This window comes from Haladaptatus sp. W1, from assembly GCF_001723155.1.
GTDB classification, from domain to species: domain Archaea; phylum Halobacteriota; class Halobacteria; order Halobacteriales; family Haladaptataceae; genus Haladaptatus; species Haladaptatus paucihalophilus.
Genome location: NZ_MEIH01000088.1, coordinates 1 through 16,545, shown reverse-complemented (window position 1 = coordinate 16,545; position 16,545 = coordinate 1). Strand labels below are relative to the sequence as shown.

At 59.8% G+C, this 16,545-nt stretch carries 15 protein-coding genes and 2 pseudogenes; 6 read left to right on the top strand and 11 right to left on the bottom strand.

Going from position 1 to position 16,545, the window contains the following annotated elements; genetic code table 11:
• The first annotated feature begins 458 nt into the window (after positions 1-458).
• From BG842_RS05000 to BG842_RS04985, 4 genes are all read left to right on the top strand, one after another.
• Positions 459-1,163, top strand: a complete 705-nt coding sequence (locus BG842_RS05000) for a DUF120 domain-containing protein (protein WP_069449919.1) — start codon at positions 459-461, stop codon at positions 1,161-1,163.
• Positions 1,160-1,819 carry a 3,4-dihydroxy-2-butanone-4-phosphate synthase gene (gene ribB, locus BG842_RS04995; protein WP_069449918.1) on the top strand — a complete coding sequence of 220 codons (660 nt, stop codon included), beginning with the start codon at positions 1,160-1,162 and terminating at the stop codon, positions 1,817-1,819. The genes BG842_RS05000 and ribB overlap by 4 nt, the downstream gene beginning before the upstream one ends.
• Positions 1,820-1,957: 138 nt before the next feature.
• The gene (locus BG842_RS04990; protein WP_007976079.1) at positions 1,958-2,356 is read left to right on the top strand and encodes a DUF5518 domain-containing protein; all 399 of its coding nucleotides are present in this window, start codon (positions 1,958-1,960) and stop codon (positions 2,354-2,356) included.
• 195 nt (positions 2,357-2,551) lie between these two features.
• Positions 2,552-3,487: a branched-chain amino acid transaminase gene (locus BG842_RS04985; RefSeq protein WP_069449917.1), complete on the top strand. Its 936-nt coding sequence runs from the start codon at positions 2,552-2,554 to the stop codon at positions 3,485-3,487.
• 232 nt (positions 3,488-3,719) lie between these two features.
• Here BG842_RS04985 and BG842_RS04980 read toward each other — a convergent pair whose 3' ends face one another.
• The 9 genes and pseudogenes from BG842_RS04980 to ahaH all read right to left on the bottom strand — a co-directional run bounded on the left by BG842_RS04980 (position 3,720) and on the right by ahaH (position 12,684).
• On the bottom strand, positions 3,720-4,412 hold the full coding sequence (locus BG842_RS04980) for a V-type ATP synthase subunit D (RefSeq protein ID WP_007976084.1): 693 nt from the start codon (positions 4,410-4,412) through the stop codon (positions 3,720-3,722).
• 146 nt (positions 4,413-4,558) lie between these two features.
• A complete protein-coding gene (locus BG842_RS04975; RefSeq protein ID WP_007976085.1) occupies positions 4,559-5,965 on the bottom strand; it encodes an ATP synthase subunit B in 1,407 nt (468 codons plus the stop codon).
• Positions 5,965-7,725, bottom strand: coding sequence for an ATP synthase subunit A (locus tag BG842_RS04970; protein ID WP_069449916.1), 1,761 nt, complete (start codon positions 7,723-7,725; stop codon positions 5,965-5,967). The genes BG842_RS04975 and BG842_RS04970 overlap by 1 nt, the downstream gene beginning before the upstream one ends.
• Positions 7,722-8,063: a V-type ATP synthase subunit F gene (locus BG842_RS04965; protein ID WP_007976087.1), complete on the bottom strand. Its 342-nt coding sequence runs from the start codon at positions 8,061-8,063 to the stop codon at positions 7,722-7,724. The genes BG842_RS04970 and BG842_RS04965 overlap by 4 nt, the downstream gene beginning before the upstream one ends.
• Complete coding sequence (locus tag BG842_RS04960) at positions 8,060-9,115, bottom strand: V-type ATP synthase subunit C (protein WP_069449915.1); 1,056 nt, start codon at positions 9,113-9,115, stop codon at positions 8,060-8,062. Before BG842_RS04960 ends, BG842_RS04965 begins: the two co-directional genes overlap by 4 nt.
• Positions 9,112-9,693: a V-type ATP synthase subunit E gene (locus BG842_RS04955; protein WP_069449914.1), complete on the bottom strand. Its 582-nt coding sequence runs from the start codon at positions 9,691-9,693 to the stop codon at positions 9,112-9,114. The genes BG842_RS04960 and BG842_RS04955 overlap by 4 nt, the downstream gene beginning before the upstream one ends.
• Before the next feature lie 23 nt (positions 9,694-9,716).
• Complete coding sequence (locus BG842_RS04950; protein ID WP_069449913.1) at positions 9,717-9,995, bottom strand: F0F1 ATP synthase subunit C; 279 nt, start codon at positions 9,993-9,995, stop codon at positions 9,717-9,719.
• Positions 9,996-10,197: 202 nt separating this feature from the next.
• Positions 10,198-12,365 (bottom strand): annotated as a pseudogene (locus BG842_RS04945) (V-type ATP synthase subunit I).
• Positions 12,352-12,684 (bottom strand): ATP synthase archaeal subunit H, encoded by a 333-nt coding sequence (gene ahaH / locus BG842_RS04940; RefSeq protein ID WP_069449912.1) that lies wholly within the window; start codon positions 12,682-12,684, stop codon positions 12,352-12,354. Before ahaH ends, BG842_RS04945 begins: the two are co-directional and overlap by 14 nt.
• Positions 12,685-12,803: 119 nt before the next feature.
• Here ahaH and BG842_RS04935 point away from each other — a divergent pair, with 119 nt between their 5' ends.
• Positions 12,804-13,427: a methyltransferase domain-containing protein gene (locus BG842_RS04935; RefSeq protein WP_069449911.1), complete on the top strand. Its 624-nt coding sequence runs from the start codon at positions 12,804-12,806 to the stop codon at positions 13,425-13,427.
• Between the two features lie 353 nt (positions 13,428-13,780).
• Here BG842_RS04935 and BG842_RS31080 read toward each other — a convergent pair.
• Positions 13,781-13,954, bottom strand: a pseudogene (locus BG842_RS31080) (archaellin/type IV pilin N-terminal domain-containing protein); the annotation flags it as partial.
• A gap of 39 nt (positions 13,955-13,993) precedes the next feature.
• Entirely contained in the window at positions 13,994-15,247 is a 1,254-nt protein-coding gene (locus BG842_RS04930; protein ID WP_254662910.1) for a hypothetical protein, read from the bottom strand.
• Positions 15,248-15,399: 152 nt separating this feature from the next.
• Between BG842_RS04930 and BG842_RS04925 the strand changes: the two genes are divergently transcribed.
• Complete coding sequence (locus tag BG842_RS04925; protein ID WP_254662909.1) at positions 15,400-16,503, top strand: hypothetical protein; 1,104 nt, start codon at positions 15,400-15,402, stop codon at positions 16,501-16,503.
• Positions 16,504-16,545 lie beyond the last annotated feature (42 nt).

Below are 16,545 nucleotides of genomic sequence, written 5' to 3'. Positions count from 1 at the left end.
CGACGAACGCCCGGCGCGTCAGGTCCGCTCGTCTGGACCTCCCTTCGTCCGCTGCTTCCGCTCTCTCGTTTCTCTTCTCGTTTCTCCCTTCGTCCGCCGCTGATTGCCCTTCTCGACCGTTTTCTGTGTGAGTCACGTTATCTTCTGCCACTATACATCTGTTATGTATTATCACAACACACTTTAATCTAGCCACTAATCAACTAAATTTCAAATAAATTCGGGCTCCAAATCCGGGAGAACGGCGGAGAATGCCCTCAACTTCGCTTCGAGGGTCGGCGTGGCGTGGCTTCGAGTCTCGTGATAAATGGTGCGTTCTTCCCCCGAAAATCAGCACACTTAGATGTTGTCGCACTCTATCTTCTGCCCCAGCGGTTCATCCGTACCCACGCTATAACATTTCTGTTACGCATCCCATTTCCGGTACGCTTAAACGACCGAAGCACGGAGTATCACGTATGTCAGCGACATCGCTCGTGGTCGGGTACGACGAACTCGCCGCGTTGAAACTGCTCGCCCTCGACGGGGCGCTCGAAAGCGAGGTCAAAGTCTCGTGTGCCGACCTCGCCGACCGCCTTGACGCGTCCAACCAGACGGCATCGCGCCGTCTCCAGCGCTTGGACGATGCGGGCCTCATCACGCGTGAAATCGTCAGCAACGGGCAGTGGGTCGCCATCACCGACGACGGCGAGTGGGAACTGAAACGCGAGTACGAGGATTACCGCAGAATCTTCGAGGACCTCTCCGGTGTCGACCTCTCGGGAACCGTCACCGGTGGGATGGGCGAAGGGAAACACTACATCTCGCTGTCGGGCTACATGGAACAGTTCATCGACCGGCTGGGCTACGAACCGTATCCGGGAACGCTGAACGTCGAACTCTCCGCCGAAAGCGTCCGCGCTCGGTCGGCGATGGACGCGCTCGACCCCGTTTCCATCGACGCGTGGGAGGACGGCGACCGAACCTACGGTCCCGCCGTCTGCTATCCCGCCGCCATCGAAACGACGGACGGCGAGTCGTACGAACCCGTTCACGTCATCGCTCCCGAGCGAACCCATCACGACGAAGACCAGTTGGAACTCATCGCGGCGACGAAGCTCCGCGACAAACTCGATCTGGAAGACGGTGACCACGTTACGGTCCACATCGAGGAGAGACAATGAGCCAAACAACCGCCGCGGCGGTCGAAGCGGCAATCTCCGCGTTCCGTGAGGGTTCGCCCGTCCTCGTCCACGACGCGGCCGACCGTGAAGGCGAGACCGACCTCATCTATCCCGCCGGTGCGGTTACCCCGGATGCCGTTTCACGACTTCGAAACGACGCCGGTGGACTGATCTGTGTCGCCCTCTCACACGACGTCGCCGAAACCTTCGACCTCGATTACATGGACGACATCATCGACCACCCCGCGAGCGAGGGCCACGAGCTCGGCTACGATTCGCGCTCGTCGTTCTCGTTGACCGTGAACCACCGCGACACCTACACCGGTATCACGGACGACGACCGTTCGCTGACGATTCGGGAACTCGCAAACGTGGCCGCGACCCCCGCCGAAATCGACTTCGCCTCCGAGTTCCGTGCACCGGGACACGTCCACTTGCTCAAGGCCGCCCCCGAACTACTCGCCGAGCGACAGGGCCACACCGAACTCGGTATCGCCCTCGCGGGCGCGGCCGACCGTGCCCCCGCCGTCGTCGTCTGTGAGATGTTGGACGACGAAACCGGCGGTGCACTGTCCCCCGCGGACGCACGCGCATACGCTGAGCGCCACGAGTTCCCCTACCTCGAAGGGTCGGAGATAATCGAATCGCTCGACTGACGCTTTTCCCCTGTCTTCCCGGCGAGACGGTAAGACTCCCTTTTACTAACGAAATTTCCGCCCCGAATTGCGCTAATATCGGAATAGGTATCTATATTATAAAAAATGTTCATATTTCTGGGAATCCATATGCTACGTATGGACTTCAAAGCAAAAGCTATCGCATACGGAATCGTCGCAACCATCATCGTCGGCCTCCTCAGTGGTGCTGGCATCCCGTTCACGGACATGACGCTACCGGTCGTCGGCGCTGGCCTGACTGGCATCATCGGCGGTCTGGTGGCAGGGTACGTCTCCGGAACGAAACTCGACGACGGCGCGCTCAACGGCGGCGTTGCAACTGCCGCGGGGGCCATCGTCGCGCTCGTCATTCTGACTATCGGTGGACTGCTCGCCGGTCCGGTCCCGGCGATGGGCCTGTTCGCCTTCGGCGTGCTGTTCGTCGTCGTCGCGGCAATCCCCGGCATCGTCGGCGGCGCGCTCGGCTCGTGGCTCAACGGTCGCTCGGAACGCCGCGCCGCGGCGCGGCCCGCCTGATACCAACCGACCCATTTTCACACCCGACTCATTTTTACCGGCGTAAACGGTTCGAGAACGCTTTTTTGATGCCTCGCTCCAGCGAGCGCCATCGATTCACGGTTCCGATAGATTACTCTTAGATGAGTAATCCTACACAATCGTCCAAAGACAATCGCCAAAACTCATTACCGTGGCCTTCGTTGGAGCGGACGTATGAGCTTTGACGAAATGGACGTGGACACTATCTGGATGGACGGCGAATTCGTCGATTGGGACGATGCGAAAATCCACGTTCTCACGCACGGACTGCACTACGGAACGGGTGTTTTCGAAGGAGTCCGATGTTACGATACTGAAAAGGGCCCTGCGATTTTCCGCTGGGAGGACCACCTCCAGCGTTTCTACGACTCGTGTAAACCCTACGACATGGAGATCGAGTACAGCCCGGAGGAGCTCACGGAGGCGACCCTCGAACTCATCGACCGCCAAGACCTCCGCTCCTGTTACGTCCGGCCCATCGCCTACTACGGCTACGACAGCCTCGGTGTCAGCCCCGGCGACTGCCCGACCGACGTCACCATCGCCGCGTGGCCGTGGGGCGCGTACCTCGGCGAGGACGCCCTCGAAAACGGCGTCGAAGTGATGGTTTCCTCGTGGCGCAAGCACGCCTCCAGCCAGATTCCGACGAACGCCAAGACGACTGGCCTGTACGTCAACAGCCTCCTCGCCGGTGAGGAAGCCCGACGCAACGGCTACGTCGAAGCCATCGTCCTGAACAAGGAGGGCAACGTCGCGGAAGGTCCCGGCGAGAACATCTTCATGGTCCGCGACGGCGAGATTTTCACCCCCGGCCTCTCCCAGAGCATCCTCGACGGCATCACCCGCAACAGCGTCATCACGATGGCCGAGGAGATGGGCTACACGGTCCACGACGACGCGACCATCAGTCGCGGCGAACTCAACACCGCCGACGAACTGTTCTTCACCGGCAGTGCGGCGGAAGTCACGCCCATCCGGCAGGTCGATAACGTTGAAATCGGCAACGGTAGTCGCGGTCCCGTGACCGAAGAACTCCAATCCGCCTTCTTCGACCTCGTGAACCGTCGTACCGACGACCACGACGAGTGGTTCACGTACGTCGAGGAGTAATTCGTTCCGGCGAGCGTTCTCGATTCCGAGCGTTCGATTCAGAGACTCGCAACCGTTCGAGAACAGGACGTTGGTCGCGTTTTCGCTTCGACTATTTCTCTCAGACTCCCGTCTCTCCAAGGCCGTCGTTTCGGATGGAGAGTCGGGGATGCCGTGACCTTCGGCGTCCACTTCATCGACTCGAAACGCACCGCTTTCTACTTACCCAAACCGCAGAAAGAAAATATCGGGGTTAGCTCGTGACGACGACTTCGCCTTCCGCCATCTCCGGTTCGCGGGCTTCCTTCTCGGCTCGCTCTTCTTCTTCCTTCTTGGCCTTGATCTTCTTCATTCGGAAGATTTCTTCGCGCTCTTGCTCTTCGAGTTTCTGCTCGATGTAGTCCTGCGCTTCGTGGAGTTCCGGGAGCAGTTTGAATTCGAGCGCGTTGACGCGGCGCTTCGTCGTCTCGATTTCCGTCAGCATCTTCTTCATCGCGGTTTCGACTTCCGCGGCGAGGATGATGCTTTCGAGCAGTTCCTCGTAGGCGTCCGCGGTCTCGTCGATGCGCGCGCTCGTTCCGAGGACACCGTAGCCCCGCTCGTCGAGCGACTTCTTGACCTTCGAGGACTCGATTTGCGGGACGACGACGCCCATGATGTTCTTCGACTCGGTCGTGATTTCGGGGTGTTCCTGCAGCGCGGCGGCGGCACCGCGAACCGCGACGTCGCCCTCCATCGCGCGGGCCATGTTGATGGTCTGCTGTGCGCGCTGATAATCCTCTTCCAGCCCGGAGCGTACGTCCTGTGCCTGGTCGAGGATGTCCATGAACTCCATGATGAGGCCGTCACGCTTCTTCTCCAGCGTGTCGTGGCCCCGTTCGGAGAGGTCGATGCGGTCCTCTATCGCCATGAGGTTCTTCCGAGTGGGTTTGACGTCCTTGGCCATGTTGGTTGATGCTAGAAACTCGAAGGGGATAATTCTTTACAGTCGAACGCCGCGCTGCGGGGACGCCTCGGGTACTGAGAACCGGAATACTCGCGTCACTCTGTCGATTACGCGCGTGAGAAACAAAAATCGAAGCGGAAACCGCGTTAGTCAGCCGTGACTTCTTCCGCCTGCTCTTCGGGGTAGTACTCCTCGATGAACTCCTCGTCGATACGGTTGAGTTCCTCTTTCGGCAGCATCGAGAGGAGGTCCCAGCCGATGGTGAGCGTCTCTTCGATGCTGCGGTTCGTGTCGAAGCCCTGGTCGAGGAACTCCGTCTCGAACTGATCTGCGAAGTCGAGGTACTGGTTGTCCCGCTCGCTCAGCGCTTCACGACCGACGATGTTCACGAGGTCGCGCAGGTCCTCACCTTGCGCGTACGCCGCGTACATCTGGTCGGAGACGCCGGAGTGGTCGGCACGGGTGAGTCCCTCGCCGATACCGTCGTCCATCAGCCGCGAGAGGCTCGGAAGCGGGTTGATCGGCGGTTGGATACCCTGCGAGTTCAGGTCGCGGTCGATGTAGATCTGTCCCTCGGTGATGTACCCGGTCAGGTCGGGAATCGGGTGCGTGTCGTCGTCACCCGGCATCGTGAGGATGGGAATCTGCGTGACGGACCCGTCACGACCCTCGATACGACCCGCGCGCTCGTACAGCTGCGCAAGGTCAGTGTACATGTATCCGGGGTAGCCACGGCGACCCGGCACCTCTTCACGCGCAGCACCGATTTCGCGCAGCGCCTCACAGTAGTTCGTCATGTCCGTCAGGATGACCAGCACGTGGTAATCCTTCTCGAACGCGAGGTACTCCGCCGTCGTCAGTGCGAGACGCGGGGTGACCGTCCGCTCGACCGCAGGGTCATCCGCGAGGTTCATGAAGACCACGGAGCGCTCCAGTGCACCGGTGCGCTCGAAGTCCTCCATGAACTCGTTCGCCTCTTCCGCGGTGATGCCCATCGCGCCGAACACCACTGCGAACTCGCTCTCTTCGCCTTCTTCCTCGTCTTCGAGCACGCTCGCCTGTCGCGCAATCTGGAGCGCGAGGTCGTTGTGCGGAAGCCCGGATGCGGAGAAGATAGGCAGTTTCTGTCCGCGAACCAGCGTGTTCATGCCGTCGATGGCGGACACACCGGTCTGGATGAACTCTTCGGGGTACTCGCGTGCGTAGGGGTTGATAGCCGCGCCGATGATGTCGTCACGTCGGTCCGGGACGATCTCCGGGCCGCCGTCGATGGGCTGTCCCGACCCGTCGAGCACGCGCCCGAGCAGGTCTTCGGTGACGGGCATCTTCATCGTCTCGCCGAGGAATCGAACCGAGGACTCTCGGTTGATTCCTTCCGTTCCCTCGAACACCTGAATCGAGACGAGGCCGTCGCTCGATTCGAGTACCTGTCCGCGCAGCGTCTCGCCGTCCGGCGTCTCGATTTCGACGATTTCGTCGTATCCGATCGGCTCGTCGACTTCGGCGAACACCAGCGGACCGCTGATTTCCGTGATTGTCTGGTATTCTTTCATTAGTACTTCTCCCTGAGCTCGTCTTTGATTTCTTCTTCGATTTCGCCGATGAAGTCGTCCCAGTCCTCGGCCGTTCCCATGCGGTTCAGGCGCGGGGCGGCGTCGATGGCCGTGATTTCGTCCACCGGAACGCCGGCTTCGAGTGCGTTGAACGCCTCGTCGTTGAACGTCTGGATGGCTTCGAGCATCCGGTAGGTCTTCTTCGGCTCACAGAACATGTCCACGTCGTGGAACGCGTTCTGCTGAAGCCACCCTTCGCGGAGGTAGCGCGCGACTTCGAGCGTCAGCTGCTGGTCTTCCGGCAGCGCGTCCTTACCGACGAGCTGAACGATTTCCTGCAGTTCGCCCTCCTCGTCGAGCACGTCAGTCGCCCACTGGCGCTTCTCCGGGAAGTCGGGTTCGACGTTCTGTTCGTACCACGGGTCGAGCTGGTCCTTGTACAGCGAGTAGGACTCGTCCCAGTTGATGGCCGGGAAGTGCCGCCGTTCCGCGAGGTCGGCGTCCAGCGCCCAGAACGTCTTCACGATACGCAGGGTGTTCTGCGTGACCGGCTCGGAGAAGTCGCCGCCCGGGGGCGACACTGCACCGATGACCGACACCGAACCCTCCGTGCCGTTGATGTTCTCGAACTTACCTGCGCGCTCGTAGAACTCTGCGAGACGGGCGGCGAGGTACGCCGGGTACCCTTCCTCACCGGGCATCTCTTCGAGACGCGAGGAAATCTCACGCATCGCCTCCGCCCACCGTGAGGTGGAGTCGGCCATGAGCGCGACGTCGTATCCCATGTCACGGTAGTACTCCGCGATGGTGATCCCCGTGTAAATGCACGACTCGCGTGCTGCCACGGGCATGTTCGACGTGTTCGCGATGAGGCACGTCCGCGACATGAGCGGTTTGCCCGTTCGCGGGTCCTCGAGTTCCGGGAAGTCCTCGATAACTTCCGTCATCTCGTTGCCACGCTCACCACAGCCGACGTAGACGACGATGTCCGCGTCGGCCCACTTGGCGAGCGAGTGCTGAGTGACCGTCTTTCCGGACCCGAACGGTCCCGGAATCGCGGCCGTCCCACCCTTTGCGATGGGGAACAGGCCGTCGAGGATACGCTGCCCGGACACGAGCGGTGTCCGGGGCGTCTGCTTGTCGACGGAGGGCCGTGCTTCACGAACCGGCCACTCCTGTTGCATTGCGACCTCTTCGCCGTTGTCGAGTTCGACGACGGTTTCGGTCACGTCGTAGTTGCCCTCGTTCGTGGCAACCACTTCGCCGCCCTCGTAGTCCGGCGGCACCATCACTTTGTGTTCGATACTCTCGGTTTCGGGAACGGTCCCGACGACGTCGCCGGGTTCCACCACGTCGCCTTCGCTGACGGTCGGGGTGAACTCCCACGTCTTCCCCTGGTCGATACCGGGAGCGTCGACACCACGGTCGAGGAACGCGCCCATCTTGTCTTCGAGCACGTCGAGCGGGCGCTGCACGCCGTCGTAGATGGAGTACAGCATTCCCGGTCCGAGGTCGACCGACAGCGGTTCGCCCGTGTTCTCGACGGGTTCACCGGGGGCGACGTTCGAGGTTTCCTCGTACACCTGAATGGTGGTTTGGTTTCCTTCGATTTCGATGACCTCTCCCATCAGCCCTTCTTCACCGACGTACACAACGTCGTTCATCCGGGCGCCGAGGTCCGTGGCGGTAACGACAGGTCCGCTCACGCTCTGAATGACGCCGTCCTCACGAACGACGTCGCTGTCTGTTGCCTGGCTCATTCGTTATCACCTTGTTCGTCTTCGTCCATAAGGTCGATACCGATTGCGCGCTTGATTTTGTCGCGGAGTCCGCCGCTTCCCGCGCCACCACCCAGCGTCACAAGGGTGGGTTCCACACTCGTCTCGACGTCGTTTCGGACGTTCCGCGAGAGGTGCGTAAGGTCGTCGTCGTGCATCACGATGATGCCCACGTCGTCGTCTTCCAGCGTCCGAGAAACAGCGTCGTCCAAGTTCGCATCCTTTTCGTCGTCCGGAACGTTCGCAAACTTCCGGACGCCTGCGAGTCTGAATCCGGTCGTAAAGTCCGGACTTCCGATGACGGCGATTTCTTGGCTCATAGTACCACCAGTTCCTCTTCGATTCGGTCTTCGGACAGTCCCGCTTCGCGTCCACGCGCGATGGCACGGATGTTATCGACTTCGCGCTGTTTGGCGAGAACGTAAGCGAGCACCGGACACACGGACAACGGAAACACGTGTGAAAGGTGGTCCGAGTACTCGAGCAGTGCAATATCCAATGCGTGCTCGAATCCGATGAGACTGTCGGCTCGCTCAAGCTCGTCCAACGCTTCGTCCAACTCGTCCCCGTAGGGGCTGTCTCGAATCCTCGCTATCAGTTCGTCCGTGCTTCCCGCGAGCTGCGTCAACTCCTTCGCGCCGAACATCCGACCGCCGGAGATGTAGTACTCCGAGGGGTCGATGTCCGCGCCGCTCCGACTGATTCGGAGCACGTTGCGGATGTTTCGGAAGTCGATCTCCGCCTGCAGGAACTCGATGTACAGCCGCGTCGCGCGGTCTTCCGTCTCCGACACGCCGTCCATCAAGCCCTCGTAGTAGGCCCGGTCCACCGCATTTTCCAGCGGAATCAACAGGCCCGTCGACTCGTAATCGTCGTAGGCGGCTTCGAGGCTGTCCCCGAAAATCGTCGTTCCGAGCATCTCGACGACGTCTTCGATGGTGCCTGCTTCGGCCAATCGCGTGAGGAACTCTTCGTCGAACTCGCCGGCGTGAATCAAGTCGTCGCGCACGGACTCGCTGTCGGTATCCGCGTAAATGCCGCGCAGTATCGTCTTGACGTTCCACGCGTCGAACGTCCGCAGGTAGCGGGCGATGAGGTCGTACAGCTTCCCGTCGGCCCAATCCAACAGGTCGTTGAAGTGCTTCGCGAGGTTGCGGTTCAGCGCGTACTCTACGAGGTCCACACCGTCGTAGCGCGCACCGAGTGCGTTCACCTCGGACTCGTACTCCGTCTCCTCCATGTAACGGGCGATTTCGCCCGGTCCCATGCGCAGGAGCTTTCGGTAGTCCTCCTCGTCGAACAGGGCCGCTCTGCGCGCCCTGACTCGCGCGGTGACGTACTCGTAGTTCGATGTTCCTTCGGTCGTGCTCATTGCTCGAACAACCGCGAACTGATCTGTTGGAGGTTGTTCTCCCACACGTCCTCCAGAATCGAGTCGAACGTGTTGTTCACGCGAACGCGGGAGGCCTCGCTCTCGGCGACGATGCCGCCGAGGCAGTCGTACTCACCCGCGTACTCGAAACCGTCGTAATCCGCGACGATATCGGTGAGGAGCTCCTCGTCGTCGGGGCGTCCGTAGACGCGGACGGTGTTCCCCGATTCGAACTCCTCCGCGGCCGCGTTGAGCAGAGAGCGCGTCAGTTCTTCGCGCTCGTCGCCACCGAGGGTGGCGATGCTCTCTTCAGCGTCGGCGCGCACTTCCTGCAGCACGTCGCGGCGCGCTTCGAGCCGCTTCTGCTTGGCTTCGAGTTTCGCGCTGGAGAGTTTCTGCTCTCGTTCTCGCTCGATTCGGTTTTCAACCTCCTGTTCTTTCGCCGCGAGTATCTCTTCGGCTTCCGACTCTGCCTCGTCGACAATCTCGTCCGCGCGGGACTCGCCTTCCGTACGAATCTCTTCCGCGCGCTCGCGGGCCTCGTTTCTAATATCCTCAACTACCGTTTCCAAGCTCATTGATGAAGAGGGTTAGGGACGGTTTAGACAACGAACACGACGACGAGTGCCAGAATCACGAGCGTCTCCGGCAGCACCGTCATGATCAGTCCAGTACCGAACAAGTCTTGGTCTTCCGCGATTGCGCCGACCGCGGCGGCACCGATACCGCGCTCCGCGTACCCAGCACCGAACGCCGCGAGACCGACTGCGAGGGCCGCGCCGGTTTCTTTCGGGATTGCGGGTGAAGCGGCCGCCTGAGCGGCATTTTCCTGCAGAAGCGGTGCAACTGTGCTGACGAATGCGAATATAGCTTCGAACATTGATTTGATCCTCTTGTAGGCTCTCTATAGCCGAACAAGTCGTAGTTCGAGTCACTGGATTCTTAAAACTTCCCAAAGCGTTTTGCCGGATTTGCTTGTATCGAGGGCTGTACCCGCTAAATCATGGTACCAAATACCAGTGTCGAGACGAAAAAGAGGCCAGTCTGGTCGTGAAAGAAGAAAAACCACGGACGAGGACCGCTTAGTCTTCCGTCGTGTACGCTCGGTCGTAGCCGAACGGTTTGTACGCTTCGCCGCCGCCCTCGTAGAACTTGCCGAAGAACTCCACGTACTCGAGACGCACCGCCTGCAGTCCCGCGCTGGTGATACCCAGCGTGAGGACAAGCGCGTGCCCGAGGACGAGGATGAGCAGTCCGCCGAGGATACCCGCGATACCCGAGTGAACGAGTCCGGGGAACATGATGGCCGTAACCTCGTGGCCGTGCACCGTATCACCGAGATGCGGCATATGCCCGAGGCCGAAGTGCCACGACTCCAGCGCTTCGCCCCCGTGATGCTCTTCAGTGACGTACACGCCGAAGAACAGGAGGTTGACCACGAAGGCCATCCCTGCCTTCGCCAATAACACTGCGGCGAGACGGGTGTACGAGAGGACGTTCACGAGCACGTTGAGGAACTCGACCGCCTCGATGGGTTCGCCCAACACGAGGAGGATGAGTCCGATGAAGAACAGGGCCCCCCGACGAGGCCGACCACTGACGGGAACCCGGTGAAGCCGAACGGGAACGGGTTCCCGTTGAAGACGCTCTCGGGTCCGACGAGAAGTCCGGGCGCACTTCCGGATGCTCCGGCGAAAACCCACGTCCAGAGACCGAACATCATCATGATCCACGACCCGCTCTCGGTCATGGCGTCCTTGAAGCTGTGTTCCAAGTTTTCGATGAAGTCGAAGCCCCACCCGATAGTGAGGTGGGCGATACCGGCGAGCAGGCTCAGCACGAGCCAACCGGTCGCGAACTCGCCTTCGATGGGCTGCAGTCCCTTGTGAATCGGTGGGTTTCCGCCCCAGACGAACTCTCCGAGGATGTGCAATCCGAAGATTTCGCCGTACAGGATACCGAACAGCATCGTGAACGCACCTGCCCAGATGGCGATTCCGCCGAGGCTCTTGATGGCCTCGTTGTCGAACTTCGTGTAGATGAAGTACCCGATGAGGGTGTACAGCGCCCCGTATCCGAGGTCACCGATCATGAACCCGAAGAACAGCGGGAACGTGAGGAACAGGATGACCGTCGGGTCGAACTCGAAGTACTTCGGCCGGTTGATGGTCTGGACCAGCACTTCGAACGGTTTGACCGCGCCGGGGTTCTTCTGGATGACCGGCGGGTTCTCCTCCTTGGTGACGTGACCGCCGTCCGTGGCGACGCCCGTCTCTTCGGCCTGTTCGAGCGGCGCGTGGTGGCCGCCCTTCTCCTCGTAGGACGCGCGTTCGAGCTCGTCCACTTCGACGTGCTCACCGACCGCGCTGTCGAGGTTGCTCTTCAGTTCCGCGTACTTCTCCGTCGGAATCCAGCCTTCCGCGACGAAGGCGTTCTCCGTCGTCGCGAACTGCAGCGGTGCTTCCGCCTTCTGGACCTCGATGGCGAGTTTCTCCTCGGCCGCGAGGAGGAATCCCGAAGCGTCGAGTTTCACATCGTTCAGCTCGTTTTCGACGCCGTTGAGCTTCGATTCGAGCTTCTGCTTGTCGTGTTTGAGCTCCGCGACGTACTCCTCGGGGCTGCCGGACGCGTCGGGGATTTCGAGCGATGCGAAATCGGCGCCGACGAGCGCATCGTCGAGCGCGTCGTCGTCCGCTTCGTCCGTCGGATACACGAAGACGGCGACCGTTTGCCCTTCCGTGAACAGTTCGTACTCCTGAACGTCCTCGGAATCCGCGAGCGCGCGCTCGATTTCGTCCGCATTTCCTTCGCCGACCGCGACCTGTAGATGGTCGTAGCCGGACAGCAGGTCGAGGTCGATACCGAGCGTGGCGAACGGCTCCATCGAGCCGATTCGGTCCTCGACGCTTCGAAGCTCCTCGCCGAGTTCGTTTCGGCGGTCGTCGAGTTCGTTGACCTGCGCTCGGATGTCTTCCAGTTCGTCTTCCAGCGCTTCTCCGGTGACGATTCGCTGCGGTCCGGCGTCCTCCGCGTCCACACCGAGAATGCTCTCGATGGAACGGACGGTGACGAGTTTATCGGATGCTTCGTCCGCACCGCTGACCGGGTTTCCGGGGTCGAACCCGTCCCACGACCCGTCGTAGTTCGACAGGTGGACGAGGTTCAACTCGTGGATAGTCTCGATGACGTCGGACATGACGGTGCGCGAACCCGTCACCGAGATTTTGCTCATCTGTTCAGGTCTGAGCATGCACCGCCTCCCTGAACCTGTCGAGGACGAACTCTATCGCGTCATCGACGTTTTCCGCGGCGCGCGTTTCGAGTGCTTCGCGCTCTTCCTCGCCCTCCGCGAGGAGCTTTTTGCGCTCGGATTCGATGTCGTCCCGTGCGTTTTCGAGTTTTCTCTGCTCCAGTTCTTCGGCCTCTTCGTGGGCTTCCGAGCGGATGTCCTCCGCTTTCGTGCGCGCCTCGGAAATCCGTTCTTCGCGGGCTTCCTTAGCGTCCGCAACGATGTCGTCAGCCTCCGTTTCGGCCTCCTTTATTCGTTCGAGAACCTCTGGCCTCGGCATATACTGTAATCACGCGGAAGGTTGCGCGAGTGGCTATAAACTACTTGCGGAACCATCTCGACCCCTCCTCGGGCGAAAATGGTGGGGATTCATCATCGCTCGGTCCCAACCGCCGGATAATGGGTATCCTCGAAGACAAACGTCGAGCACGAATCTTCTACAAGTACCTCTCGAAGGTGTACGACCAAGTGAACCCGTTCATCTGGAACGAGGAGATGCGTGACGAGGCCCTGTCGATGCTCGACATCGACGAGGATGATACGGTGCTCGATGTCGGCTGTGGCACCGGGTTCGGAACCGAAGGACTGCTCCAACACACCGAGAACGTGCACGGTCTCGACCAGAGCGTCCATCAACTCGAAAAGGCGTGGGCAAAACTCGGCAAATACGACCCCGTGAGCTTCTATCGCGGCGACGCCGAGCGGTTGCCGTTCATAGACGACTCCTTCGATATCGTCTGGTCGTCCGGGTCCATCGAATACTGGCCCGAACCCGTCGAAACTCTCCGAGACATCCGTCGCGTCACGAAACCCGGTGGGGAGGTCTTGGTCGTCGGTCCGAACTACCCCGGAACGAGCATCATGCAGAAAGTCGCGGACACCATCATGCTCTTTTACGACCGCGAGGAGGCGGACCGGATGTTCCGAGAGGCAGGGTACGAGGACATCCGCCACCGGGAGATGGGACCGACGTACGACCCCGATATCGCCATCACGACCGTCGCGCGCGTGCCAGAGAAATAAAACCCCGAGAACGGCGCGGAAATAATAGGCACGACGGTACGAAAACGGGAACCTCCCGATATCACCGCACGGTCGTTTCGATTTCGGCGATCAGCGTCTCGTTCTCCACGATTCGAAAGTCTATCTCGTCCCTCGATTCGAGCAGCGGTGCGTTCGTTCCAGCCAGTTCGAGACTTGCGACCTCCCCGGCGCTCCACGTCGAATCCGCCGCGCTGTTGAACGGTCCCGTCGCCCCCCGCCCGAAATCCGCCCGCCGAAAAAAACGGGACCGGTGGCTGCTCCTTCAATGGCTCGCCGTTCACGCTAATCTCGATATCGAGTTCATCGACATCGAGTGATTCTCCCGCGCGATGCGTGAACGTCACTCGATTCGTCGTCGCACTGGCGGACACTCCGATGGCGGCGTGCTCCGGTGCCTCCAGCGACAGTGAATGTACCGCAACAGCTCCGATTGTTCCGGCTACAACGAGCGTAACGACGAGAAGGAGGACGGTTGCGACGACGGGTGAGAGCGCGCGATTCGACACGCCGAGGAGTGGTTCGGTGTTGGTATTTCAACCTTGGCCCTACCCGGCGATGTCTTGCGGCGGCCCGCTCGTCGCGTTCGTTCGGGTAACACCGTACGGGGTTACTGTTACATTTACCCTCTCGGAGCCGTGTCTCGCCGAGACGGTGAACGTCCGCCGCGGGGAGACCGTTAACAGAATTCCGTCTGAATCGGTCTCTCCGACCTCGTTTTCCCCGATTTCGATAGTGGCTCGAACCGGGTCTCCGTTCGCGTCGGTCAGGTTTATCCGCAGTGGTCCGCCCGGATACGTCCGATTGACGGCGAGGTGGAGATCGGTGCTGTTGTTCCGTATGGCCGTGCCGTAGGGTATGTGGTTGTCTCCGGTGAGGAGCTTGTACTGTATCTCTCGATAGATTCTCTCCGTCCCGCTGTCGAGATACGCCGTGATGACGCCCTGTGGATAGACCATCTTGGTTTCCGACACGCCTTTCTTGTACTGTATGTTCGAAGACGTTCCGGGATTCTTCTCTTTTACCCACGGATAGCTGTTCACTGTAATATTGGTCTTCTCCCGCCCCGTAAGGTAACTATCCAAACTGCTGTTTCGGTAATCGGATCGATACGCTTCGCGAACGTATTTGTTGCCGAGTACGGTCGACAACACGGTTCCATCGCTCGTCGTCGCTACGTAGACGTACTTCGAACCGGTTCCACTGCGAACGCTTTCGACCACGTTGTTGCGAACCTCTCCACGGAGGGGTATCAAATCCGCTCGAAGTTCGTACTCGTGTGGCGCGAATTGGATGACGCTTTTCCCCTTCGTTTTCATGTGATCGATTGCGCGGTTTACATCGTCCGCCCTGCTATCGAGCATGGCAAGTCGTTCAACATATTCGCGCACTCCAATCTCCTGATTGTTGAACTCCTTGCTCGCGCTCCGTTCTTTGTTTTTTAGCGACGATAGTTCCAATTCGAGATCTGTTCTAAACCGAGTAAGGAGCTGATATCTCTCCTCATCGTCGTCCGCATTCGATAGTTTCTCGTCGAGCGTGTACATCTTCTGCTGCGACTGAACCTTGTTCCTGTCCATTTCGAGCGTGGTGCTGAGGCTCAGTGATGAGGTGTACGTCTCGCTCCGTTCCGGCGTTCCGAGGCTCAGGTGGGAGGATGTCTCGTTGAATCCCGGCGGTTTCGCGGGATTGTTCGCACTCGGCTGCGTCGAAGATGCGGGTTGCGAGCCGACTCCGAACGCAGCGGCAGGCGAACAGAAGAGGAGGAGGGCTACTAGCAGGATAGAGGACTCCCGGCTCATATCGTTGATTACGTAACTACTCATTAAAATACGTACGGGATTCCGCGTTATTCGATAACCGGACGAAATCGCGCGAGACCTTTTAAATCGTCCCCTGACCTTTTATCGCATAGATGGAAAGTATTTTCTTGTCTGCTTAACCACAGTGGGATATGCGGTCACATTTCGCCCTCCTCGTGGTCCTCCTTTCCCTTTTAGCCTCGGGAACCGCCCTTGCGGCGGGTGATGTGCAGACTCATCCGGCTACTACCGATTTCGTAGTGGGAGACCGCAGTGCGGTCAACGAAACGCCGACGAACGGGACGACGATACAGATTACGCCACGGGCCAATGGCGACGCTCACTGGAACGTTTCGATGGATTTCTCGCTTCACGACGAAAACGAAACGGAGGCGTTCAAGCGCTTGGGGCGTGATTTCAAGCAAGGCGACAGCAGTGTCGGCTTTTCGGCGGAAACGTTCCGAGATATCGCAAAACGCGAACAGGCCGAAACCGGTCGCGAGATGAAAATACGGAGCGTCAACCGCGATTACACCGTGAGCAACGAAACCGGTATGCTGACTCTCTCGTTCATCTGGACGAATTTCACCCGTGTGAACGGCGATAAAATCTATCTCGGGGACGCGTTCTTGCTCGACGACGGGGAGTCCACGTGGTTCCGTTCGCTGTCCGCGAACCAAAACCTCTTCATTCACTCCCCCGACGAGTACGAGATTCAAAACTCGAATTTCGGTCACAACAACGGGACGATCACTCTCAGTGGCCCGATGACGATTCGTTCTCCGACCGGCGGTGGTCGCTTTATTCGAGTGACGTACGCCGAAGATTCCCGCCCGGTCGAGCAATCGACTCCACTATTGGCGTATATCGCCGGATTCGTGGTCCTCGTGGGAATCGTCGGTGCTGGCGTCTACGCGTTCACCCAACGAGATGGGGACGGACCGGGAACCGATTCCGAACACACGGACGAGGAACCCATCCCATCGACGACACCTGACCCCAACCCCGAACCGGAAGACGACGAACCGAACCTCGAACTCCTCTCCGACGAGGAGCGCGTCGAGCACCTGCTGAAACGGAACGGCGGTCGAATGAAACAGGCGACCATCGTCAAGGAGACGAACTGGTCGAACGCGAAGGTGTCCCAACTCCTCTCGGCGATGAGCGATTCCGACCGAATCGACAAACTCCGTATCGGTCGGGAGAACCTCATCACGCTTCCCGGCGAGGACGTGACCGACTTCGACGACGAGTGAGCGCTCGAACGCCGGAATTGGTAAGATTCCCGATTAGTACGG